Source organism: Klebsiella sp. Shm-1, assembly GCF_040804525.1.
Taxonomy (GTDB): Bacteria; Pseudomonadota; Gammaproteobacteria; order Enterobacterales; family Enterobacteriaceae; genus Klebsiella; species Klebsiella pneumoniae.
Map to the genome: position 1 here is coordinate 1,624,228 of NZ_CP161823.1, position 24,542 is coordinate 1,648,769.

The 24,542-nt window shown below is 59.4% G+C and carries 20 protein-coding genes; 11 read left to right on the forward strand and 9 right to left on the reverse strand.

From position 1 onward, the window contains the following. Positions 1-49 precede the first annotated feature (49 nt). From AB1E37_RS07885 to AB1E37_RS07895, 3 genes are all read right to left on the reverse strand, one after another. Positions 50-1,333, reverse strand: coding sequence for an RbtT/DalT/CsbX family MFS transporter (locus AB1E37_RS07885; RefSeq protein WP_004175116.1), 1,284 nt, complete (start codon positions 1,331-1,333; stop codon positions 50-52). Positions 1,334-1,414: 81 nt separating this feature from the next. Beyond that, positions 1,415-3,022, reverse strand: coding sequence for an FGGY-family carbohydrate kinase (locus AB1E37_RS07890; protein ID WP_085855912.1), 1,608 nt, complete (start codon positions 3,020-3,022; stop codon positions 1,415-1,417). A gap of 26 nt (positions 3,023-3,048) precedes the next feature. After that, positions 3,049-3,798, reverse strand: coding sequence for an SDR family oxidoreductase (locus AB1E37_RS07895; protein ID WP_004175119.1), 750 nt, complete (start codon positions 3,796-3,798; stop codon positions 3,049-3,051). A gap of 254 nt (positions 3,799-4,052) precedes the next feature. Between AB1E37_RS07895 and AB1E37_RS07900 the strand changes: the two genes are divergently transcribed. Beyond that, complete coding sequence (locus tag AB1E37_RS07900) at positions 4,053-5,054, forward strand: LacI family DNA-binding transcriptional regulator (protein ID WP_004180590.1); 1,002 nt, start codon at positions 4,053-4,055, stop codon at positions 5,052-5,054. A 22-nt stretch (positions 5,055-5,076) separates the two neighbouring features. Here AB1E37_RS07900 and AB1E37_RS07905 read toward each other — a convergent pair whose 3' ends face one another. Next, positions 5,077-6,018 (reverse strand): sugar-binding transcriptional regulator, encoded by a 942-nt coding sequence (locus tag AB1E37_RS07905; RefSeq protein WP_004144198.1) that lies wholly within the window; start codon positions 6,016-6,018, stop codon positions 5,077-5,079. A 206-nt stretch (positions 6,019-6,224) separates the two neighbouring features. Here AB1E37_RS07905 and dalD point away from each other — a divergent pair, with 206 nt between their 5' ends. The 10 genes from dalD to AB1E37_RS07955 all read left to right on the forward strand — a co-directional run bounded on the left by dalD (position 6,225) and on the right by AB1E37_RS07955 (position 17,873). Then, the gene (gene dalD / locus AB1E37_RS07910) at positions 6,225-7,592 is read left to right on the forward strand and encodes a D-arabinitol 4-dehydrogenase (protein WP_032447741.1); all 1,368 of its coding nucleotides are present in this window, start codon (positions 6,225-6,227) and stop codon (positions 7,590-7,592) included. 9 nt (positions 7,593-7,601) lie between these two features. Then, complete coding sequence (gene xylB, locus AB1E37_RS07915) at positions 7,602-9,065, forward strand: xylulokinase (RefSeq protein ID WP_032447739.1); 1,464 nt, start codon at positions 7,602-7,604, stop codon at positions 9,063-9,065. Positions 9,066-9,135: 70 nt separating this feature from the next. Next, on the forward strand, positions 9,136-10,413 hold the full coding sequence (gene dalT / locus AB1E37_RS07920; protein ID WP_004175125.1) for a D-arabinitol transporter: 1,278 nt from the start codon (positions 9,136-9,138) through the stop codon (positions 10,411-10,413). A 48-nt stretch (positions 10,414-10,461) separates the two neighbouring features. Further along, complete coding sequence (locus AB1E37_RS07925; RefSeq protein ID WP_032447737.1) at positions 10,462-11,124, forward strand: HAD family phosphatase; 663 nt, start codon at positions 10,462-10,464, stop codon at positions 11,122-11,124. Between the two features lie 297 nt (positions 11,125-11,421). After that, on the forward strand, positions 11,422-12,576 hold the full coding sequence (locus AB1E37_RS07930) for a mandelate racemase family protein (RefSeq protein WP_032447736.1): 1,155 nt from the start codon (positions 11,422-11,424) through the stop codon (positions 12,574-12,576). 119 nt (positions 12,577-12,695) lie between these two features. Next, positions 12,696-14,318: an ABC transporter substrate-binding protein gene (locus tag AB1E37_RS07935; protein ID WP_032447734.1), complete on the forward strand. Its 1,623-nt coding sequence runs from the start codon at positions 12,696-12,698 to the stop codon at positions 14,316-14,318. Next, the gene (locus AB1E37_RS07940; protein WP_032447733.1) at positions 14,315-15,352 is read left to right on the forward strand and encodes an ABC transporter permease; all 1,038 of its coding nucleotides are present in this window, start codon (positions 14,315-14,317) and stop codon (positions 15,350-15,352) included. Before AB1E37_RS07935 ends, AB1E37_RS07940 begins: the two co-directional genes overlap by 4 nt. After that, positions 15,349-16,254, forward strand: a complete 906-nt coding sequence (locus AB1E37_RS07945) for an ABC transporter permease (protein ID WP_004175146.1) — start codon at positions 15,349-15,351, stop codon at positions 16,252-16,254. Before AB1E37_RS07940 ends, AB1E37_RS07945 begins: the two co-directional genes overlap by 4 nt. Then, the gene (locus AB1E37_RS07950; protein ID WP_004180551.1) at positions 16,226-17,089 is read left to right on the forward strand and encodes an ABC transporter ATP-binding protein; all 864 of its coding nucleotides are present in this window, start codon (positions 16,226-16,228) and stop codon (positions 17,087-17,089) included. The genes AB1E37_RS07945 and AB1E37_RS07950 overlap by 29 nt, the downstream gene beginning before the upstream one ends. A 10-nt stretch (positions 17,090-17,099) precedes the next feature. Beyond that, positions 17,100-17,873 carry an ABC transporter ATP-binding protein gene (locus AB1E37_RS07955; protein ID WP_004180550.1) on the forward strand — a complete coding sequence of 258 codons (774 nt, stop codon included), beginning with the start codon at positions 17,100-17,102 and terminating at the stop codon, positions 17,871-17,873. A 240-nt stretch (positions 17,874-18,113) separates the two neighbouring features. Here AB1E37_RS07955 and yegS read toward each other — a convergent pair whose 3' ends face one another. The 5 genes from yegS to AB1E37_RS07980 all read right to left on the reverse strand — a co-directional run bounded on the left by yegS (position 18,114) and on the right by AB1E37_RS07980 (position 24,542). Continuing rightward, positions 18,114-19,010 (reverse strand): lipid kinase YegS, encoded by an 897-nt coding sequence (yegS, locus tag AB1E37_RS07960; protein ID WP_074184757.1) that lies wholly within the window; start codon positions 19,008-19,010, stop codon positions 18,114-18,116. 242 nt (positions 19,011-19,252) lie between these two features. Continuing rightward, complete coding sequence (gene yegQ / locus AB1E37_RS07965) at positions 19,253-20,614, reverse strand: tRNA 5-hydroxyuridine modification protein YegQ (RefSeq protein ID WP_032447732.1); 1,362 nt, start codon at positions 20,612-20,614, stop codon at positions 19,253-19,255. Between the two features lie 318 nt (positions 20,615-20,932). After that, positions 20,933-21,655, reverse strand: coding sequence for a two-component system response regulator BaeR (gene baeR, locus AB1E37_RS07970; protein WP_004175198.1), 723 nt, complete (start codon positions 21,653-21,655; stop codon positions 20,933-20,935). Beyond that, positions 21,652-23,130, reverse strand: coding sequence for a two-component system sensor histidine kinase BaeS (gene baeS / locus AB1E37_RS07975; protein WP_032447731.1), 1,479 nt, complete (start codon positions 23,128-23,130; stop codon positions 21,652-21,654). The genes baeR and baeS overlap by 4 nt, the downstream gene beginning before the upstream one ends. Continuing rightward, positions 23,127-24,542, reverse strand: a complete 1,416-nt coding sequence (locus AB1E37_RS07980; protein ID WP_004151136.1) for an MFS transporter — start codon at positions 24,540-24,542, stop codon at positions 23,127-23,129. The genes baeS and AB1E37_RS07980 overlap by 4 nt, the downstream gene beginning before the upstream one ends.

The following is a 24,542-nucleotide window of genomic DNA, read 5'->3' on the forward strand; positions in this document are numbered from 1 at the left end:
CCGGGCGGCACCGCCCGGATTGCGCATTGTTTGTACCAGATGCGGTTTATTAAGACTCTGCCGCGTTGGCGGTAAACGGTTTCGCATGCTGATCGCTGGTAAAGCCAGGCTGTTCAACGCGGATTAACGGGCACAGGAAGAAGGCCAGAATATATAAGGCGGTATAGGCTATTACCACGCCGATAGTGCTGAAGTAGGGCAGCAGTACCACGGCAATCGCCGGCGCCAGAAAGTTCGACAGCCCGGCTGACAGGTTATAGACCGAAATCGCCGCGCCTTTATGGTTCGGCTCCAGCGCCGGGAACACCGCCGCCATCGGCACAAACGCGGCGACAAAAATCCCCAGGGCAATAGCCGGTACCAGCGCCATGGCAAAATTATGGCCGAAGTGCTGGGGCAGGTAATAGAACGCCAGGCTGGAAAGCGCCATCCCGATGCAGCCGAACCAGCGGATAACCTTCATCCAGCCCATTTTCTCCGCCACAATCCCCCAGAAAACGTTCGAAAAGATAGTAGTGAAGAAGAATGCCGCCCATACCTGCAGCCATTCCGAGGTGGTAAATCCCAGCTCATCAACAAACATCATCGGCATGATCACCGCAAAACCAAACAGCGACAGGGTGTTGATAATGCGCACAATGCTCGAGAACAGAATGCTGCGGTTGGTATAGAGCAGTGTCGCGGCGCGCCCCAGTTCGGCGAATTTTTCACGAGTGGTCAGGTTCTGCATATGGCGCGGCGTTTCGGTATGACGCATCGACACCAGCGCAATAATGCCACCGGTGGCGCAAAAGAGCAGCGCCAGCCACAGGGTGCCCATTTCGCCAATGTGGGGAATGGTAAAGCTCGGAATATAGCTGCCGAACACGCCGATACCCACCGAGTAGACCGCCCAGAACCAGCCCAGCGCGGAGCTGGAACTGTCGCTGCGGACGTTGTGGATAATGGCGACGATAAAGGAGTAGAGGAACAGCGGGTAGGCCAGGCCGCGGATGCCATAAAACAGCAGGATCAGCGCATAGTTGGCGCGACCGAGGCCGAAGACGAGGAACAGTACGTGGAATACACACCACAGCACGAAGCCAATCAGCATGGCTTTACGTGGGGTAATGATTTCCGCCACCACGCCGGAGACCCACGCCGACAGGGCGGCAGCCAGACCGTAGAGAGTAAAGGCAAAGGAAGCCTGCGCCGGGGTGAATCCGAGTGCTTTGATGTAGTGCGACAGAAAAGCCAGCTCAAAGCCGTCGCCGGTCATAAACACGGCGATTGCGACATATCCCCAGATGAGGTTGAGCGGTAGACCGTACCACTGTTTGTTATTAACGGACATGTTGACCTCGATTTCAGAGTGCAGATGAGTGTCTCCGCTGCATAGCAGCGGAGCATTATTGTTATAAAATAAGGAGGTATGTTATTCGCGAATCAGCCTGCCGGCCTGTTGTAGCGCCTTATAGGCCGCATACCTGCGCTGATGAAGCGGGCTAAACGCCGTCTCGCTGTGATAGGTGGCATCCACCTGAGTAAACTGCTTCATGGCCTCCGGCAGCGAAGCCGCGACTCTGCCCGCCACCGCGCCGAGGATGGCGGAACCTAACAGCACCGGCTCGCGGCTGGCGGTGCTCACGATGCTAACGCCGCAAGCGTCGGCCAACAGCTGACGCACCAGCGGATGCTGCCCGGCTCCGCCGCTGATGACGATATTTTCACTCTCAATTCCGCAGGCGCGCTGGGCGTCAATGATCTGTCGCAGACCATAGCCAATCCCGCATAGCCCGGCAACGTACAGCGCGGTCAGGTTATCCAGGTCCCGCTCCATCCCCAGCCCGGCAATCAGCGCTTTCGCGTGGGGATCGGCAAGCGGCGCGCGATTACCGAGAAACTCCGGAACGACGTGCAGACCGGCGGCCAGCGTTACCGCTTCAGAAGGGGAAGCAACCTGCGTCAGAACGCGATCCGCCAGCCAGACCGGCAGAGGGACGCCTGCGGCTTTCGCTTGCTCGCGCGCTTCCGCCGCCGCCGGATGGAAGCTCAGCAGCTGGTCGATAGCCGCGCCGGCGGCGCTTTGCCCGCCTTCACTTAGCCAGTAGCCCGGCACCATCGCCGAATAGTAAGGGCCCCAGACGCCCGGGACGAATACCGCTTCCTGAGTGGTGGTCATGGTGCAGGAAGAAGTGCCGAAGACATAGGCCATATTGTTGACCGCGCCGTTAAGCACGCCGACGGTACCGATGCCGCCCGCGTGGGCGTCAATCATCCCCACCGCCACCGGCGTACCGATCGGCAGGCCCATCTCCTCTGCCGCCGTGGCGCAAAGGCCCTCGCCGCAGGGGGTGCCTGGATCGACAATCCGCTGGCCGATGCGGAAAAAATCTTCATCCGCCAGCTCTTCGAGGCCAATCTGGCGGAAGTAACCGGCATCCCAGCGTTGTTCATGCGCCAGGTAGGTCCATTTACAGGTCACCGTGCAGACCGAGCGGGCTTCATCGCCGGTTGAGCGCCAGGTGAGGTAATCGGCGAGGTCGAAGAAGTGGCGCGCCTGCTGATAGATGTGCGGGCGATTCTCCTTCAGCCACAAAATTTTCGGCGTTTGCATCTCCGGCGAGATTTTGCCGCCAACGTACCGCAGTACCGGGTGGCCCGTGGCATTGATCTTTTCCGCCTGCCCGGTGGCGCGATGATCCATCCAGACAATAATGTTGCGGTCCGCATCGTCCGAAGGCCCGACCGCCAGCGGCGCATCGTTATCGCCAATCACCACCAGCGAGCAGGTGGCATCGAAGCCGATCCCGGCTATCGACGACGGCGAAACGCCGGCGCTGGCCACCGCCGTTTTAATGCAGTAGCACACCGCCTGCCAGATCTCACGGCTCGACTGCTCGACCTTGTTTCCGGCGCTGCGAAACAGGGTTATTTCCCGGGTCGCGTGGGCGAGGAGCTCGCCCCGCAGATTGAATACCCCGGCGCGCACGCTGCCCGAGCCGACATCCACGCCAATAATGTTTTGCGTATCGTTTTGCATCACATCCTCTCACAGGCTGGCCAGGGTCAGAGATCCACGCTGTTCGGCAGGATCACAATGTCGCGTACGGTGACGTTTTTCGAACGCGTCACCATAAACAGCACCGACTCCGCCACTTCAATCGGCTGCATCAGGCTGCCGTTGGCCAGCGCTTCGTCCATTTTTGCTTTTGGCCAGTCGTCCAGCAGAGCGGTAACCACCGGGCCCGGCAGTACGGCGCCGACGCGCACGCCATACTGCGCCACCTGGCGACGAGTGGTGTGCACAAATGCCTGCACCGCGAATTTCGACGCGGTATAGACAGGCTCCCAGATCACCGGCACCACGCCCGCGATCGAGCTGGTGAAGATAATATCCCCGGATTTTTGCGCGATCAGATGCGGCAGGACGCTGCGCACGCAGCGGAAGGCGGCGTTGATATTGAGGTGCAGCACGCGGTCCCAGACGTCCGGGTCGCCCTCGGCCACCGGCCCGCCGATATAGGCGCCGGCGTTGGCGTGGAAGATATCGAGACGCCCGGTAAGCTGCAAAATGCCCTGCAGTAGGTTATCGACCTGGTCCGCCTGCATCAGGTCGACCTGCAGGGCGAAGGCGTTTTCGCCAAGTTCGGCGACCAGTTTGTTGAGCTTTTCGCCTTCGCGGTCGATCAGTACCACTTTTGCGCCAGCTCCCAGCAGGGTCCTCGCGCACTCGAGGCCGATACCGGACGCCGCGCCGGTGATCGCGGCGACTTTACCGCTGAGGGAAGTATTCATAGAGGAGACAGAGTGCTTCATTTTATAATCCTTTGCCGTGTCTGGTTAAAACTATCGAACGCGAGGGCATCACGTTCGAGGTGATAGACTAAACCTGGTAACATATTGAATATCAGCATCTTAATTCAGGCTTGCTGGCATGTTGAGGCGGTATGCGCGCGTACTTCCTGGCGTGAAAAGGATGCTCAATCGATGAAGCTATGTTGCTCTCGCTTCATCGATTGAGCAAGTGGGGAAATTAACAGCGACATGATTTTGTGACGCAAGTTGGAAAAATGAAGAAGATAACGATTTACGACCTGGCGGAACTTTCCGGCGTTTCGGCGAGCGCGGTGAGCGCTATCCTCAACGGTAACTGGAAAAAGCGCCGCATCAGCGCCAAGCTTGCGGAAAAGGTGACGCGGATTGCCGAGGAGCAGGGCTATGCGATTAACCGTCAGGCCAGCATGCTGCGCAGTAAAAAATCACACGTCATCGGTATGATTATCCCCAAATATGATAACCGCTACTTCGGTTCCATCGCCGAACGCTTTGAGGAGATGGCCCGCGAGCGCGGCCTGCTGCCGATTATCACCTGTACGCGCCGGCGTCCGGAACTGGAGATCGAAGCGGTAAAGGCGATGCTCTCCTGGCAGGTTGACTGGGTGGTCGCGACCGGGGCGACCAATCCGGATAAAATTTCCGCGCTATGCCAGCAGGCGGGCGTGCCAACGGTCAATCTCGACCTGCCGGGCTCTCTCTCGCCGTCGGTGATTTCGGATAACTACGGCGGCGCGAAAGCGCTGACTCATAAGATCCTGGCTAATAGCGCCCGCCGCCGCGGAGAGCTGGCGCCGCTGACCTTTATCGGCGGGCGCAGCAGCGACCATAACACCAGCGAGCGTTTACGCGGCTTCCACGATGCGCATCGCGAGCTGGGGCTTAGCGTGCCGCAGGCGAATATTCTGGCTCCCGGCTATTCGAAAGGACACGTTGAGGACTGCCTGCAGGAGCGGTTTGGCAGCGCGAAGACGTTGTTGCAGGGGATATTTGTTAACTCGACGATATCCCTGGAAGGGGTTGTGCGCTGGCTGTCGCAGGTGGGTCTGACCGGCAGCGAGCAGCCGCCGATGGGCTGCTTCGACTGGGATCCTTTTGTCTACCTGCTGGGGCACGATATCGACATGGTGCAGCAGGACGTGCCGGCGATGCTGGACGCTGTTTTTTCGATTATTGACGCCGGCGAAGCCAGCCAGCAGCGGATTGAAATTCCCCCGCGACTGATGAGCAGCAGCTGAGTCGCTGTCTGGCTGTTAAACGTTACCGCGTCAGCAGCCAGCGGGCGGTATGCTCATCGGTCACCAGGCCATTGATCCAGCCGCCTTTAAGGGCGGCCAGGATCGCCGGTCGTTTATGTTCTCCACAGGCAGCGGCAATCCGCGGGCAGTGGCTCTGGCGGATATCATAGCTGGTGATCATGCGGTTGATCTCGCTGTCTACCACGTCGCCTTGCGCATCAATAAACCGCCCGAGGATCTCCCCGATGCCGCCGCGGGCGGTCAGCTCATCCATCTGCGCCTGATTGATAAAGCCGTCTTTAAAGATCGGACTTTGCGTGCCCAGCGGACCAATACCGACAAAAATCACGTCCGCCTCGCGGGCGACGCCGGAGACGCTGCGGAATAAGCGATTGGTGCACCACATTTCATACTCATCCGCGCTTTGGGCGTAGCGCGGCGCCGGCCACTGATAGTACTTGGCCTTAATTTTGCGGGTCAGCAGCAGGGGCACGTCATCGTAATAATTGCACTGCCCGTCGGCGTTCATGGCGCTGATCAGCGCCACGCAGCGGGTATTCAGGCTGTCAAAATCGATGCGCTGCAGCGCTTTTTTCAGGGTCAGGCCCGAGCCCAGACCGATGATTTTCTCTTTATCATCCTGCAGATAGCGAGCCATCAGCTGATAGCAGCCAAATGACACACTGTCGAGGGTGCTTTCTTCGCTAAAGGCGGGGACCACATTGCACTCGATCAAGCGGTATTTTTCCTGCAGCAACTGCGCATAATCGAGGCAGTTCGCTACCGGATGGTGCAGATTAATCGACACAATCCCTTCTTCTTTCGCGGCGGCGATCAGCCGTTGCACCACCGGTCTGGAGGTGCCCAGCTGGCTGGCAATCTCGCTCTGATTCTGGCCGGCGATGTAGTACATCCATGCGGCACGCACCTTCTGATCCAACCGGATATCGTCTTCTTTACTCATGGTTTCCCGCCCTAAGTTGCTGGCCAGGGCACGCAATTGGCCCGGCGAATACCCGCATTCTCGCCGTGGTTGGCATAACTGGCAAGCTTTTGCTCTTTGTTGGTCATTTGTAATTTAATTGGGTAATTGCTCTTTTGTGATCTATGGCTCTTATTTTGGTCAAATGATCAATTACAGTGGCGCCATCAACTCAAGGAGAGCAGAACATGAACAATCAATTCACATGGCTTCATATCGGTCTGGGTTCTTTTCATCGCGCGCATCAGGCGTGGTATCTGCATCGTCTGATTGCTTCCGGGGATAATCGCTGGCGCATCGCGGCGGGGAATATTCGCAACGACGCCGAGCAGGTGGTCCAGGCGCTGGCGGCGCAGGGAGGACGTTACGTCCTCGAGACCGTCAGCCCGGAAGGGGAGCGCGAATATGAAGAGATCACCTCAATCCAGAAACTGCTGCCGTGGCAGGCCGGGCTACAGCCGCTGATTAACGAAGGGGCAAACCCGCAGACCAAAGTTATCGCCTTTACCGTGACGGAAGGGGGGTACTACCTGAACACTCGCCATCGGCTGGAAACCAGCAACCCCGATCTGCAGGCCGACCTGCAAGGCGAGTGCAAAACCATTTACGGCACCCTCGCGCGGATCCTGGAAAAGCGCATGGCCGACAACGCCGGGCCGCTGACCCTGCTCAACTGCGATAACGTGCGTCATAACGGCGAGCGTTTCCACGACGGCATGGTCGAGTTCCTGCAGCTCACCGGCAAACAGGCGGTGATTGACTGGATGGCGGCCAATACCACCTGTCCGAACACCATGGTGGACCGCATCACCCCGCGTCCGGCGGCCGATCTGCCGGCCCGCATCAAAGCGCAAACCGGAATTGATGACAAAGCGCCGGTGATGGGGGAGACCTTTATCCAGTGGGTAGTGGAGAACAACTTCCGCGATGCCCGCCCGAATCTGGAGGCGGTCGGCGTGGAGATGGTGGAGTCGGTCATCCCGTATGAAGAGGCGAAAATCCGTATTCTGAACGCGTCGCACAGCTGCATTGCCTGGGCGGGAACCTTAATCGGCCAGCAGTATATTCATGAAAGCACGCTGACCGATGTTATCTACGCCATTGCCGACCGCTACGTTACGGAGGACGTTATTCCGTGTCTCGGCGATAACGGCATTGATCTGCCGACCTACCGGGATGTGGTGCTTAAGCGCTTTACCAACCCCTATATCCAGGACACCAACCAGCGCGTCGCCGCCGACGGCTTCTCGAAAATTCCGGCGATGATCGCGCCAACCTTGCATGAGTGCTACCAACGCGGCGTCCGCCCTGAGGCGACCGCCATGCTGCCGGCGCTGTTCTTCGTCTTTATGGAGCAGTGGCACAAGGGAACTCTGCCGTATCAGTACCAGGACGGCATCCTGGATGCGCAGGCGGTGCATGAGATGTTCGAGGCTCAGGATCCGGTGGCTGTCTTCGCCCGTGATAAAGCCCTGTTTGGTGATCTCGCCAACAACGCGGATTTCCTGGCGCTGATGCGCGAGAAAGTCGCCGCCGTTTACACGCTGATTAACTAAGAGGTGGCTATGTATCTGGGTATCGATCTCGGCACATCGGAAGTCAAAGCGCTGGTCATTGATGAGAACCATGAGGTTATCGCCAGCCATAGCGCGCCGCTGAGTATTCAGCGGCCTCATCCGCACTGGTCAGAACAAGCGCCGGAGCTATGGTGGGAGGCGACGGAGTACCTGATGGCCACGCTACGGGAAAAATGCGCCCAGCATTGGCCGGCCATTAAGGCGATTGGCCTCTCCGGGCAGATGCACGGCGCGGTGTTGCTGGATGCAGAGGGGCAGGCGATCCGTCCAGCCATTCTGTGGAACGACACCCGCTGCGCCGCAGAGTGCGCCGAGCTGGAGGCGATGGCGCCGGAGCTGCATCAGGTGGCGGGCAACCTGGCGATGCCGGGCTTTACCGCGCCGAAGCTGTTGTGGGTGCGCCGTCATGAGCCGCAGCACTTTCAGCGTACCGCCACGGTGCTGTTGCCCAAGGATTATCTGCGCTACCGGATGACCGGGAAGAAAGTCTCCGATATGTCGGACGCCGCCGGGACGCTGTGGCTGGACGTGGCGAAGCGCGACTGGTCCGACGCTCTGCTGGACAAGTGCGGCTTGTCACGCAGCCAAATGCCGACGCTGGTCGAAGGCTGCGAGGTTTCCGCCACCCTTGACCCGCAGGTGGCTGCCCGCTGGGGGCTGAACGCCTCGGTGGTGGTGGCCGGGGGCGGGGGGGATAACGCGGTCAGCGCCATTGGCGTCGGCGCGGTCTCGCCGGGGGATGCGTTTATTTCGCTCGGCACCTCCGGGGTGCTGTTTGTGGTGACTGACGCCTATCGTCCGGCGCCGCAGTCGGCGGTACATGCGTTTTGTCACGTGCTGCCGAACCTGTGGCACCAGATGAGCGTCATGCTGAGCGCCGCCAGCTGTTTGCAGTGGTTCTGCCGTCTGACCGGCACCACGGAGGTGGCGCTGCTGGCGGAGATTGCCGAGCTAAGCGAGGAGGATAAAGCCAACGCGCCGTTCTTCCTGCCCTATCTCTCCGGGGAACGAACCCCGCATAACGATCCTGACGCGCGCGGCATCTTCTGGGGCATGACCCATGCCAGCCTGCGCGCGCAGCTCGGCTACGCGGTGCTGGAGGGGGTGAGCTTTGGGATCAACGACGGCCTGCAGGCATTGAAAGAGAGTGGGACGCCGATCGCGCAGTGCTCGCTGGTGGGCGGGGGCGCCCGCAGTCCGTTCTGGGCCCAGCTGCTGGCCGATATTCTCGCTATGCCGGTGGTGACCCACAAAGGCGGAGAGACCGGCGGCGCGCTGGGCGCGGCGCGGCTGGCCTGCCTGGCTGCGGGCAAACCGGTTGCCGCGGTGTGTGAAAAACCGGAAGTCTGGCAGACCTGGCGTGCGGATCCCATTCGCCACCACATCCTGATGCAACGCTACGCGCAGTTTAAGACCCTGTATTTAAACGATCTGCACTATCGACAGCACTGATTTTCATCATAACCGCCGCTTCGTTGCACGTCGCGGAGCGGCCACCCTGTACCCTGAAAACGAGGTCATTATGTCTATCAATAATAAACAGTGGCTCGGTTTACCCCTGAACCTGCTCTGGGGATACATCGCCATTGCCGTATTTATGACCGGCGACGGTTTTGAATTAGCCTTTCTGTCGCACTATATCAAAGCGCTCGGCTTCTCTCCGGCGGAGGCCTCCTTTGCCTTTACCCTCTACGGCCTGGCCGCCGCGCTGTCGGCGTGGATTTCCGGGGTGGTGGCGGAAATTATCACCCCGCTGAAAACGATGATGATTGGCTTCGTGCTGTGGTGCGTATTCCACGTGCTGTTCCTCGTTTTCGGCCTCGGTCACGCCAACTATGCGCTGATCCTGCTTTTCTACGGCATCCGCGGCTTCGCCTATCCGCTGTTCCTCTACTCGTTTATCGTGGCGATTGTCCATAACGTCAAAAGCGACAACGCCAGCTCGGCCATCGGCTGGTTCTGGGCGGTGTATTCCATCGGCATCGGGGTCTTCGGCAGCTATATTCCGAGCTTTACCATTCCGCACATTGGCGAAATGGGCACCCTGTGGCTGGCGCTGGCCTTCTGCCTTACCGGGGGCGTGATTGCCCTGGTTTCCCTGCGCCATATTCAAACGCCGCAGCATATGCAGAATCTCACCACCCGTGAGAAGTTTTCCGAGCTGGGACGCGCCGCGACGCTGCTCTATACCAACCGCAATATTCTGCTGTCGAGCATGGTGAGGATTATCAATACCCTCTCGCTGTTCGGTTTTGCGGTGATTATGCCGATGATGTTTGTCGATGAGCTGGGCTTCAGCACTTCAGAATGGCTCCAGGTATGGGCAGTCTTCTTCTTCACCACCATTTTCTCTAACGTGCTGTGGGGGATCCTCGGGGAAAAACTTGGCTGGATGAAGGTGGTGCGCTGGTTCGGCTGCATCGGGATGGCGCTCTCCAGCCTGGCGTTTTACTACATTCCTCAGCACTTTGGCCATAGCTTTGCGATGGCGCTGATCCCCGCCATCGCCCTCGGGATCTTTGTCGCCGCCTTCGTGCCGCTGGCGGCCGTGTTCCCGGCGCTGGAGCCGAAGCATAAAGGCGCGGCCATTTCGGTCTATAACCTGTCGGCGGGGATGTCGAACTTTCTCGCACCGGCGATTGCCGTGGTGCTGCTGCCGTTCTTCAGCACCATCGGGGTGGTGATCGCCTATACCGGATTGTACGTGGTGGCCTTTTTCCTCTGCGCCTTTATCCGCGTGGAGCAGCCGGGGTTCTCCCACAAGGAAGCAACCGCCCGCGAGCAGGTTGAATTCTCATAGGTACTGCGGCTGGCATGCGCTTCATGCCAGCCTTAATGAGGTGAACGAATGAGTATGCAGGCGGTTATTTTTGACATGGATGGCGTGATTATTGATTCCGAGGCGCTGTGGCGTCAGGCGCAGATTGACGCCCTCGCGCAGTGGGGGGCAACGGCGAGCGTTGCTGAATGTGAAACCCTGACCAAGGGCAAGCGCCTCGACGACATTGCCGGCACCTGGTGCCGCTATTTTCAGCTTGATCTCGCTCCGCAGCGGCTTGAAGACGCCATCCTGCAGCGCATCACCCGCCTGATTGCCGCGAAAGGCGAACCGATGCGCGGGGTGCAGGAGGCGTTACGCTATTTTCGCGAAGCGGGTTATAAGATTGCGCTCGCCACGTCATCATCTCGTCAGGTTATTGCCGCTGTGCTGAACAAGCTTTCGCTCTGGCACTTTTTTGACGCGATCTCCAGCGCGGATGATGAACCACGCGGCAAACCGCACCCGGCGGTGTACCTCACGACGCTGCGGAAGCTCAATCTCAACGCCAGCCAGTGTCTGGTGATTGAGGATAGCTTTACCGGCTTTTGCGCGGCCCAGTCGGCGGGGATTGCCACGATAGTGATTGCAGAAGATAGCCAGCACGCGCGTTTTCAGGCCGCCGCTGGCCGCTATCAAACCTTACCTGAACTGCTGGAAGCGATTAGCGCGGAGCCAGCGGCGGTGGTATAAGTCAGCCATTTGTGGGCGCAGACATTCCCGGGATGTAGCTGGTCGGTTAATCTCTTCTCTGCGCTCACGCCCTTTTTTGTCCTGGTCGATCTGCCTCACATTTCGCTCATCTTTTGTGAAAACAGTCACGTCTTGTTGTGCCAATGCCCAAATTTATGGCCTTGCTTAGCGGTGTTTGTCCGAGGCACTACTACGAAGTTGTGCTTAGATTACATATTGAAACGTATTTTCAATAATGTAAAACCGCTTTGCCGATCTGCTTATGTCGATCGGATTTGGCCGTGATAAGGACCGAGCATGAAAATTGAATCTGTGAATGTCACCGTTTTCCAATATCCCACTCGTCGGGTTTCCGACAGCGCCGGGCACTCCCATCCGGGGGTTGAAAGCATGGCCAAAATGGCGATGCTGACCATCACCGCTGATGATGGGGCGCAGGGCTTTTCGTTTGCGCCTCCGGAAGTCGTGCGCCCGTTCGTGGTGAATACTTTTTTTCGCAAAGTGCTGGTGGGACAGGACCCGTTTAAGCGTGAGCGTATCTGGCAGGATCTTAACCACTGGCAGCGCGGCAGCGCACATCAGCTAACGGAGCGCGCGCTGTCGTTTGTTGAACAGGCGCTGTGGGACCTGATCGGCCGCAGCCTTAAGATGCCGGTTTATAAGCTGCTCGGCGGCTATCGCGACACTGTCCCGGCTTACGGTAGCACCATGTGCGGCGACGATCTGCCGGGCGGCCTGTCGACCCCGGAAGAGTATGCCGCTTTTGCTGAGAAGCTGGTCGCCCGCGGCTACAAGGCCATCAAACTGCACACCTGGATGCCGCCAATCTCTTTTGCGCCCAATCCCAAAATGGACATTAAAGCCTGCGCGGCGGTGCGCGAAGCCGTAGGGCCGGATATTGACCTGATGATTGATGGCTATCACTGGTACAGCCGCGCCGAGGCGCTGTGGATCGGCAAAGAGCTGGAAAAACTCAATTTCGCCTGGTTTGAAGAGCCGATGGAGGAGGATTCGATGTCCTCCTATGCGTGGCTGGCGGAAAACCTGTCGATTCCCATCGTCGGGCCGGAGAGCTTCGGCGGCAAGCACCACATGCGCGCCGAATGGGTGAAAGCCGGGGCCTGCGACATTCTGCGCGCCGGCGCTAACGGCGTGGGGGGGATTACACCGACCATGAAGGTGGCGGCGCTGGCGGAATCTTTCGGCATGGATTGCGAAGTCCACGGCAACGGAGCGGCAAGCCTGGCGGTGGTGGGCGCGATCCGCAACTGCCGCTGGTACGAGCGCGGCCTGCTGCATCCGTTCCTCGACTACGATGAACCGGCGGCCTATCTCAACAGCATTGTCGACCCGATGGATGACCAGGGATTTGTGCATTTGTCACAACGTCCGGGTCTCGGTGAAGACATTAATTTTGCGTATATCGAAGCCAATACCGTTAGCCACGACTGATTTAAAAAAATAAATACCCGATGGCGCTGCGCTTATCGAGCCTGCGGCCCGGTAGACCGGATAAGCCGAAAATGCCGCCATCCGGCAACATGTACCCTACAGTACAGGCAAACAGAGATATGAAAAAAACCTCCTTACTGGGAGCGTGTATTCTCGCGCTCGCCATATCGATGGGGAGCGGGGAGGCGGTGGCGAAAACGCCGCCCGACCAGCTGATCATCGGCATGAATATGAATAACCTGCTCACCCTTGACCCGGCGGCGATGACCGGTAACGAAGTGGTGGGGATCGTGGTCAACCTCTACGACTCGCTGGTGGAGCTTGACCCTGAGCAGCTCACCACCGTCAGGCCCGCGCTGGCGAAATCCTGGGATATCAGCCCCGACGGCAAAACCCTGACCTTTCATCTGCGGGATGACGTTAAGTTTCACTCCGGCAACCCGCTGACCGCCGCCGACGTCGTGTGGTCAATGCGGCGCATCCTGCACCTCAACCTGGCCCAGGCCTCAGTATGGAAATCCTATGGCTTCAGTAAGAAAAATATCGACAGCCAGGTCAGCGCGCCGGACCGCTTCACGGTGCAAATCGTATTACCCAAAGATAACGATCCGCAGCTGGTGATTTACTCGCTGGCGGCGCTGGGCAACCTCGGAGTGCTGGACAGTAAAACGGTGCAAAGCCACCAGCAGGATAACGACTGGGGTAACCGCTGGCTAACCGCCCATGAAGCCGGTTCCGGGCCGTTTATCCTCGAAACCTGGCAGGCGAAAGATGTGCTGCGCATGAAGCGCAACTCTGACTACTGGCGCGGCGAGGCGAAAATGAGCCGCGTGGTACTGCGTCATTTCCAGGAGTCGCAAACTCTGCGCCTGATGATCGAAAAAGGCGACCTTGATATTGCCAACAATATGGCGGTTTCCGATATCAACGCCCTGCGCAGCGACCCGCAGCTGACCGTCGATGCGGTGCAGCGCGGCACCATGTACTACGTGGCGATGAGCATGAAAGAGGCGCACTTCGCCAATCCGAAAGTGCGCGAGGCGGTGCGCTATCTGATTGATTACCAAGGTATCAATAAAGCGCTGATGCCGGGCTACGGCGTGCTGCACCAGCGGCCTATCAAAGCGGGAATGCCGTCCACGCTACCCGATCCCGGCTACAGGCTGGACGTGGCGCGGGCGAAAAAGCTGCTGGCGGAAGCGGGATATCCCAACGGCTTTGATACCACGCTGCGGGTACTCTCCGATCAGCCATTTCTTAACATCGCTATCGCCGTGCAGTCGACGCTGATGCAGGCGGGGATTAACGCCAAAATCATCACCGGCACTGGTAACCAGATCTACGGCGCAATGCGCGAGCGTAAATTTGACCTGCTGGTAGGTCGCGGCGGCAGCGGGATGGAGCCGCATCCGCATTCCAGCCTGCGCGCGCTGGTCTATAACCCGGATAACAGCGATAAGGCGCGCCTGACCAACTTCCAGGGCTGGCGTACCGGTTTTTACGACCCGCAACTGAATACGATGATTGACCAGGCCCTGCTGGAACGCGATCCGCAAAAACAGGTGGCTGACTACCAGGCCATCCAGACACGCTACGACCAGCTGGTTCCGGCTTTAATTCCGCTTTCGCAGATGGTTGATTCGGTCGTCGTGCGCAACGAGGTACGGGAGTATCAGCCGCACCCCTCCGCCACCACTTTTCTGCGTGACGTCTATAAAGTCCGCGAAGGAGAGAAAGGATGAGTACCGCAATCCTTGCGCCCGGCTCACGCGGCCGGCGCTTATCAAAACGGCTACTGCAGGTGGTGATTACACTGTTCGGCCTGCTGCTGCTGACCTTTACCATTGGCCGCGTCATGCCCATCGACCCGGTGCTGGCGATTGTCGGCCCGGATGCTGACCAGAGTACCTATCAGCAGGTTTACCAGCAGCTGGGGTTTGATAAATCGCTGACCACCCAGTTTGGCATCTATTTCGTCAACCTTTTGCACGGCGATCTGGGCAACGCGCTGCTGACCGGGAAACCGGTGGTGGACGATATTATCCGCGTCTTCCCGGCCACCATGGAGCTGGCAACGATGGCGATTATTGTCGGCGCGGGTCTTGGTATTCCGCTGGGCGTGTTGGCGGCGGCGCAGCGCAATAGCGTCTCCGATTATGTGGTACGCATTATCAGCCTGGCGGGCTACTCGACGCCGATCTTTTGGGTCGGGATGATGGGGCTGCTGGTGTTCTATGCCTGGCTTGGCTGGGTAGGCGGCGCCGGGAGGGTAGATCTCGGGCTGGATGGTGTGGTGCCGCGCCGCACCGGGCTGATGACCGTTGATGCGCTGCTGGCCGGCAACGGCCAGGTGTTCTGGAACGCCATTAATCATCTGATTCTTCCCGCCTCGCTGCTGGGTTTTCACTCGCTGGCTTATATCAGCCGTATGACCCGCAGCTTTATGCTGGCCCAGCTGTCGCAGGAGTTCATTATTACCGCCCGGGTGAAAGGGCTGACCGAGCGCCAGGTTATCTGGAACCATGCGTTTCGTAACATCCTCGTGCAACTGCTGACGGTGGTGGCGCTGGCCTACGGCGCGCTGCTGGAAGGCGCGGTGCTGATTGAAACCGTCTTCTCATGGCCGGGGTTTGGCTCCTACCTTACCGGAAGCTTGCTGCTGGGCGATATGAATGCGGTGATGGGCTGCGTGCTGCTGGTGGGGGTGATCTTCGTGATGCTCAACCTGCTCTCCGACATGCTGTATCAATTCTTTGACCCGAGGACAAAATCATGACCGTTTCTCTGGATTCGCCGCTTTCGGGTGGTGCGGGCGAAGGCCGTCAGCGGCTGCAACGCGCGGCGGCGCGGGCCGTCGGGTTTGTCGGCAAAATGGCGCGCAATCCGCTCACGGCCATCGGCGGAGGAATTATCTTTATGCTGCTGGTGGTGGCGATTTTCGCGCCGCTGATTGCGCCTTATAACCCGCTGGTACAGGACCTGAATAGTGCGCTGGTCGCGCCGAATGCGCAGCACTGGTTCGGCACCGATGAGTTTGGCCGGGATATCTTTAGTCGCCTGGTGTACGGCTCCCGCATCACGCTCTATATCGTGCTGCTGGTCTCGGTGACTGTCGGTCCGCTCGGACTGCTGCTGGGCGTCAGTGCCGGCTATTTCGGCGGTAAAGTCGATATGGTGCTGATGCGCGTCACCGATATTTTCATCTCCTTCCCGAGTCTGGTCCTGGCGCTGGCGTTTGTCGCCGCTTTAGGACCGGGGCTGGAGCACGTGGTTATCGCCATCACGCTGACCGCCTGGCCGCCGATTGCCCGTCTGGCGCGCGCCGAAACGCTCTCTCTGCGCCAGGCTGATTTTATCTCCGCCGTGCGTCTGCAGGGCGCTTCATCGGCCCGCGTCCTCTGGCGCCATATCGTGCCGCTGTGTCTGCCCTCGGTCATTATCCGTATCACCATGAATATGGCCGGGATCATTCTGACCGCGGCCGGCCTCGGCTTTCTCGGCCTCGGCGCGCAGCCGCCAGAGCCGGAGTGGGGAGCGATGATCTCCAGCGGGCGCACTTATATGATGGAGTGCTGGTGGGTCGTAACCATTCCGGGGCTGGCGATTTTGATCAATAGCTTAGCGTTCAACTTCTTAGGAGATGGCCTACGTGACATCCTCGATCCCCGTAGTGAATAATGCACCGCTGCTCGACGTGCGCGATTTGTGCGTCGACTTTGTTAACGGTAGCGCGGTGACCCACGCCGTGCGCGGCGTCTCCTTCCAGCTGGGGCATGAGAAGCTGGCTATTGTCGGCGAGTCCGGTTCGGGTAAGTCCACCGTTGGGCGCGCGCTGCTGCAGCTGCATCCGAAAAAGGCCCGCGTCAGCGCCAGCCGGATGCAGTTTGCCGACCTCGATCTGCAGCATCTTAGCGAAGCGCAGATGCGCGGCGTACGCGGCAAACGTATCTCGATGATTATGCAGGATCCGAAATATTCGCTGAATCCGGTGGTCTGCGTGGGTAAGCAAATCGCCGAGGCCTGGCTTACTCATCATCCCGGGCGTAAAGATGAGGCGAAAGCCAGGGCGCTGGAGATGCTGGAGGTGGTGCGTATTCGCCAACCGGAGCGCGTTTATCAGCTTTATCCGCATGAAATATCCGGCGGACAGGGGCAGCGCATCATGATCGCCATGATGCTGATTACCGACCCGGAGCTGATCATTGCCGATGAGCCCACCTCCGCGCTGGACGTGTCGGTGCGCCTGCAGGTGCTGGGCCTGCTGGATGACCTGGTTCAGTCGCGCGGGCTGGGGCTGATTTTTATCAGCCACGATATCAACCTCGTGCGCAGCTTCTGCGACCGGGTGCTGGTGATGTACGCCGGACGGGTAGTGGAGTCCATCGCCGCTAAAGATCTCGATAACGCCCGTCACCCCTACACTCAGGGATTGATTAACTCGCTGCCGGATATGCAGCATCGTCGCCCGATACTGCCGGTGCTGCAGCGTCAGGCCAGCTGGTTAACGGATTAAGGAGCGGATAATGATTGAAGTTCAACATCTCAACCTCGCGTTTGGCGAGGGGGAGAAGCGTAACCAGGTGCTGTATGACGTCAGTTTCCACGTTAAGCCCGGCGAGATCTACGGTCTGGTAGGAGAGTCCGGTTCCGGTAAAACGACGGTGCTCAAGTGCCTGGCGGGGCTGTTTACCCACTGGCAGGGGGAACTGACCATCGATGCTCAGCCCTTAGGGCATGAAATTAGCCGCGAGCGCTGCCGTCAGGTGCAGATGGTATTTCAGGACCCCTACGGATCGCTGCATCCCCGTCACACCATTGGCGATATCCTCGAAGAGCCGCTGCAGATCCATCGTATCAACGACCGCGACCGGCGGATCAATGTGCTGCTGGATAAAGTTGGCCTCAACCGCGCCTTTCGCGAGCGTTATCCGCATCAGCTCTCCGGCGGGCAGCGGCAGCGCGTGGCGATAGCCAGAGCGCTGATTCTTGAGCCTCAGGTGCTGCTGCTGGATGAGCCGACGTCGGCGCTGGATGTGTCGGTGCAGGCTGAGATCCTTAACCTGCTGGCGGAACTGCAGCGGGAGGCTAAGCTCACTTACCTGATGGTCACCCACGATCTTGGGGTTATTGCCCACTTATGCCAGAAAGTGGCGGTGATGCAGTACGGGAAGATCCTCGAAACCCTGACGGTCGATGCGCTGGTCAGCGGCCAGGCGCAGACGGCCTATACGCAGATGCTGGTTAACGCCAGTCGGCAATATACGCGCGAAATGGCGCGCGAGGTGGCGGAATACTAAGCTTTATGGCGCATTGCCTCACGGCAGATGCGCCCATTTTAATAGGTAACTATTTGATGTTATAGGTTTTTTGTGGTTGTGGGTATCGTCTATTAATGTAAGCGCGTTGTTTGGATCGATATCCTGCCCAGGTTTTTCCTGCAGCCGCAGGTGCCGTTTTACCTTAACATTCAGAGGCTCAATCAACGAACCCGGCTGCTGTATACCAGCCGGGCGCCGTCTTTGCTTTGCGAAGCCTGATCAGCGTAGCAGCGGGCAGTCGGGCGGCAGCCGGCAGCGCAGGGCCGCCGGTAACAGCTCCATACGGAAGGTTTTGCCGCTGAGCGGCTCGCCGTCGAGGTTAAAGGTCATCTCATGGGGCGCGGTTATTTCAAACCACGAGGAGACACCGTCAACAATATTCGGCGAGTTTTCCGGATTCGCCAGGGTGCTGAACAGGGCAGGGATCAGCTCTTCGCCGGTGAAAATGCGCAGATGCAGCAGACCATCGTTAATCAACGCCTCCGGACATAGCTGCTGGCCGCCGCCGGCCTGGCGACCGTTGCCGATGCCGATGACCAGCGCATCGCCCTGCCAGTGAAAGTTCTCCCCGCGGATCTCGCAGCGGTCCGGCTTCAGGGTATCCATACGCATCAGACCGTGGATTAAATAAGAGACACCGCCGAGCGCGGCCTTGAGTTTTTCCGGCGTTTCGGTGGTGATCCGGGTGCCGAACCCGCCGGTCGCCATATTAATAAAGCCGGTTTTATCATTCACCCGGGCGATATCTATCGGCACATCGCGGCCGACGATCGCCAGCTTGAGGGCGCTGGCCAGGTCCTGCGGAATACCGACGCTGGTGGCAAAGTCGTTAGCCGTGCCCAGCGGTAAAATCCCTAGCGCCATCTTGCCGCAGCGCTCCACCAGCGCGGTCGCCACTTCATTAATGGTGCCATCGCCACCGCCGGCGATCACCGTTTCAACGTTCAGCTGCAGGGCTTCATCGATAAACCGAGCGGCATCGCCCTTTTCCCAGGTCACGCGGACGTGAATATCAATCCCTTCATCGCGTAACAGGTTAACCGCTTCGCGTAGCTGCGGTTCATTGGCACCTTTGCCGTTAAGGATCAGTAAGCTGGCAGGAAACGTAGACATCATCAAGGGAACCTTTATTGCTCAATGTTGCATAAAGTGTACCGCATGACGAAAGCGAAGACCGGAGGAGAGGCAAAAAAATAAGCCCGCGTAAGGGAGATTACGCAGGCTAAGGAGGTGGTTCCTGGTACAACTAGCATTTATGGGTTATGTTTTTCAGCGAAATGGATGATACCTGTTTCGATCGAAACGGTATGTGATCCGATTCTAATATCCTTACATCGTGAAAAAATAACGCAAATTAACTAGTTACCGTGCGGATTTCTGGTTGTTTGACCAGTAAAGTTGCGCATCAGCAGGGCATACTGCAGGGGCAGGTCGTCCGGCACAGGCAACCAGACGGTATAGCCATCGCCCGGGGCCACCGGCATGGTTTCGCCTTTGCCATTCTCCATATGCTCAAGGGTGAAGTTGACGTTACCCTGCGGGGTCATCAGCTCAAGGCTGTCGCCGACGCTGAACTTATTTTTGACCGCCACGGCCGCCAGCGGGCCGTTACGCTCTCCGGTGAATTCGCCGACAAACTGCTGGCGCTCGGAGACGGAGTAGCCGTACTCGTAGTTCTGATAATCGTCATGGGTATGGCGGCGCAGGAAGCCTTCGGTGTACCCGCGGTGGGCCAGCCCCTCCAGGGTCTCCAGCAGGCTGGTATCGAACGGTTTGCCGGCGGCGGCATCGTCGATCGCCTTGCGGTAAACCTGAGCGGTGCGCGCGCAGTAGTAGAAGGATTTGGTGCGGCCTTCGATCTTCAGCGAGTGAACGCCCATCTGGGTCAGACGCTCAACGTGGGCTATAGCCCGCAGATCTTTCGAGTTCATGATGTAGGTGCCGTGTTCGTCCTCAAAGGCGGTCATGTATTCGCCCGGACGTTTGGCTTCCTCAATCATAAAGACTTTATCGGTCGGCGCGCCGATGCCGAGGGTAGGCTCCACGGTCTGCACCGGGATCGGCTCATATTTGTGGACGATGTTGCCGACGTCGTCCTCTTTGCCTTCCGCCACGTTGTATTCCCAGCGGCAGGCGTTGGTGCAGGTCCCCTGGTTCGGGTCGCGCTTGTTAATATACCCGGAGAGCAGGCAGCGGCCGGAGTAGGCCATGCATAGCGCGCCGTGGACGAAAATCTCGATCTCCATCTCCGGCACCTGGCGGCGAATCTCTTCGATTTCATCCAGCGACAGTTCACGCGACAGGATCACGCGGGTCAGCCCCATCTGCTGCCAGAATTTGACCGTCGCCCAGTTGACGGCGTTGGCCTGCACTGAAAGATGGATCGGCATCTCCGGGAAGTGTTCCCGCACCAGCATGATTAAACCCGGATCGGACATGATCAGCGCGTCCGGACCCATCTCCACCACCGGCTTCAGATCGTGAATAAACGTTTTCAGCTTGGCGTTATGCGGGGCGATGTTGACCACCACATAGAATTTTTTACCCAGCGCGTGGGCTTCATTGATGCCGAGCTGCAGATTTTCGTGATTGAATTCGTTGTTACGCACGCGCAGCGAGTAGCGCGGCTGGCCGGCATAAACGGCATCGGCGCCATAGGCGAAAGCGTAACGCATATTCTTCAGCGTTCCCGCCGGGGAGAGGAGTTCTGGTTTAAACATGGTGTTCTCGTTCTGATGACAGGTCAGATTCGCCGCACCTGGTGCGGCGAGTTGGGGAGTGTCCCCACATTAAGGGCGGGCATTGTAGCGCCGCGGCGAAGGGGAGTAAATATCAGATAGGTATCTTTCAGTATGGCTAATTTGTTTGCCATTTTGAACCTGGGCAGTACTCACACTGACAGCGTTAATAACGCCTGGTGGGATAGGCTCTAGGGAGTTCCCCGGGTTGCGGCGTAAACGCCTTACCCGGGCTACGGATTGCAGATGGCGGTGAACGTGTAGCCCGGCGAAGCGCAGCGCGAGCCGGGAAAAGGCTAACTACGCCAGCCGGCAGGCGTCCGCTTCCCAGCGGTAGCCAACGCCATACACCGCGCGGATAAACGACTGCTCGGCGTCCAGCGCCTCCAGCTTGCGCCGCAGGTTCTTGATGTGGCTGTCGATGGTGCGATCGGTGACTACCCGATAATCGTCATACAGATGGTTGAGTAGCTGTTCGCGGGAGAACACTTTGCCCGGCTCCTGGGAGAGGGTTTTCAGCAGCCGGAACTCGGCGGGAGTGAGGTCCAGCAGCTTGTCGCGCCAGGAGGCCTGAAAACGACCTTCGTCGACAATCAGCGGGCTCTGGGCGTCCAGCGCCTGCAGATCGCGCTGCGGCTTGCAGCGGCGGAGGATGGTTTTTACCCGGGCGACCACTTCCCGCGGGCTGTAGGGCTTGCAGATATAGTCGTCGGCGCCTATTTCCAGCCCCAGCAAACGGTCGATCTCTTCGATTTTCGCCGTCACCATCACCACCGGAACATCGGAGAAGCGGCGAATTTCCCGGCACAGCGTCAGACCGTCGGTACCGGGCAGCATCAGATCCAGCAGGATCAGGTGCGGCGGCGTCTGGCGGACGTAGGGCAGGACCTTGTCGCCGTGGTTAATCAACGCAGGCGCATAGCCGGCGGCCTGCAGATAATCAATCAGCAGTTGGCCGAGCTTCGGTTCATCTTCCACGATAAGGATGCGTGGGGTGTTTTCATCTACAGGCAATTCAGTCATACGTCTCTCGGTAAATCATGTTCCAGAGGTAACTCAACTTTAATGCTAACCCCGCCAAAAGGCGAATGGTCGGCACGCAGGGTGCCGCCGTGGGCCGCTACGATATTGAGGCAAATCGCCAGTCCGAGGCCGGAGCCGCCGCTGGCGCGGTTGCGCGATCCTTCCGCCCGGTAAAAGCGTTCGCACAGGCGGGCCAGCTGCTCATCGCTGACGCCGGGGGCGCTGTCGGCGAAGTCAATCACCAGCATGCGGCCGCTGCGGCGGGCGGTAATGTGCAGGCTGCCGCCGCTGTCGGTATAGCGCAGGCTGTTCTCCAGCAGATTGTTGAAGAGCTGCATCAGGCGGTCGCGGTCGCCGAAGATCATCGCCTGCTCCGGGAGCGACACCTGAATGCTTAGCTGCCGGCTGGCGAAGCGCTCGCGAAAAGCGCCCGCCGCCACTTCCAGCAGGGTGATGATATCCAGTGAGGTTTTCTGGTAGGCCAGCGCCCCCTCGTCGGACATCGACAGCTGATGGAGGTCGTCCACCAGCTTGGTGAGGGTAGCCACCTCGGCCTGCAGAGAAGGAATCGACTCGGGGGTAAAGCGCCGGACCCCGTCCTGAATCGCCTCCAGCTCGCCGCGCAGCACCGCCAGCGGGGTACGCAGCTCATGGGAGATATCGGCCATCAGATCGCGACGCATCTGCTGGTTGCGCTCCAGGGTGCTGGCGAGCTGGTTAAAATCCTGCGCCAGGCGGCCGAGCTCATCGCCGCCGGTCACCGTCACGCGGGTGGAAAAGTCGCCTGCCGCCAGCTTATGGGTGCCTTCCACCAGCCGCTTCACCGGCGCCAGCAGACCGCGGGCCAACGGGAAAGTGGCCAGCGCGGCAAGCAGGGTGGCAAGGGCGACAATCAGCCAGCTGGTGCGCTTTTGCTGCCGGTCGAAGTTAATGTCGGTATTGCGCGTCAGCCGCTCTACCGGCGAGGCGATCACTTTGCCCACCTCCGCGCCGTTGACCACGATGCTGCGCTGGGTGCCGTCCTCCGGGACGCGCTCACGCGGCCCCACCAGCACGCGCCCCGACTGATCCACCACCCAGAACATGGTGCGCCAGCCGTGGGGCGGCATTTCCGGCCTCGGACGCGGGCCGTCAGGGGGGCCATCCGGCGGCGGCCCGTTCGGGGCGGTGTCCGGCTTCATGGCGTGCCCCGGTGGCGAGCGGTCGTCGTTATCCCGTTCGAAGGTGCGCAGCAGCTGGAAGATAAAGCGGTCATTGTTGCGCAGAAACGCCCAGCTGCCATGCTGGGCATACTGCTCGCTCAGCGCGTCGCTGAGCATGGTTAAGCGCTGCTCATTGCCGCGCTTGATATAGTCGATAAACCCGCGTTCAAAACTAATGCGCACCGCCCAGTGCATGCTGATCAGCAGCACGATGCAGGTGGCGAATATAGCGAGGAACAGCTTGCCGGTAATACCCGGGCGCCATAATTTCACGATCCACTCCTGTTGCGTCGACGGAGGACGGTATTGCTGCCGACGTCATCCGGTACCCGGGAAAAGATGAGCGCCGGGAGGGCGATGATCGCCGCCATGCTCAGATAGGTGTAGAGAAAGACCTGATGGGTGCTGGCGGCGTCGAGACTCATATGCTGCTGGCCATACAGCCCCAGCAGCAGCCCGGCGATGGTCACGCCGATACTCATCGACAGCTGCATCACCATCGACAGCAGGCTGTTGCCGCTGCTGGCCAGATCGTCCGGGAGATCTTTCAGCGTCAGGGTATTCATTGAGGAGAAGCGGCTGGCGTTGATCATCCCCTGCAGAAACAGGACCAGCGGCAGCGCGTAATACCAGCCGGCCAGGGCGCTAAACATAAACAGCAGGCTGACCGCCGCCAGGCCCAGGGTGCTGGCGACCAGCACCCGACGGTAGCCAAAGCGGTTGACCACCTGGACCACGATCCGCTTCATGCCCATGCTGCCGAGCACCATCGGGATCATCATCAGCCCGGCGTGAAAGGGGGAGAAGCCGAGGCCGATCTGCAGAAACACCGGGGTCATAAACGGCAGCATGCCGCTGCCGATGCGTCCCGCGAAGCTGCCGCCGAGGCCGAGAGAGAAGGTGCGGTTGCGAAACAGGTTAAGGCTAAACAGCGCCCGGGCGTTGCCGCGGGCGTGCCACAGGTAGAGCAGCAGGGCGCAGAGGCCGACGGCCACCAGCCCCGCCAGCCAGGCAGGGGAAATGCCGAGCCCTTTCTGGCCGTCGAGCGCCAGGGTCAGGGTCGCCATTCCGGCGGCCAGCAGCAGAAAGCCGGAGAGATCGAAGCGCCGGGTCTGCATGGTGTAGTTGGGCATCAGACAGAGGGTGGCGATCGCGCCGACGATCCCCACCGGGATGTTGATGAGGAAGATCCAGTGCCAGGAGGCGTACTCCACCAGCACCCCGCCCAGCGCCGGGCCGAGCAGCGGACCGACCTGGCCCGGCAGGGTGACGAAGGTCATCGCCGCCATATACTGATCGCGCGGGACGATCTTCATCACCGTCAGGCGGCCGACCGGCACCATCATCGCGCCGCCGACCCCCTGCAGCACCCGCGCCATCACCAGCTGGTCGAGGGTGCTGGCCTGGGCGCAAAACAGCGATCCGGCGGTAAACAGCACGATGGCGGTGAAGAAGATATTGCGCACCCCGACCCGGTCGGCCAGCCAGCCGCTGGCCGGCAGCATCACCGCCACCGTTAACACATAGGAGACGATAATCATATGCATATGCAGCGGACTCTCCCCGAGGCTTTTGGCCATCGAGGGGAGGGCGGTGTTAACGATGGTGGTGTCCAGCGACTGCATAAAGAAGCCGAACGCCACTATCCATAGCTGCCAGCGCACGCTGGCCGGGAGGTCTGTCAT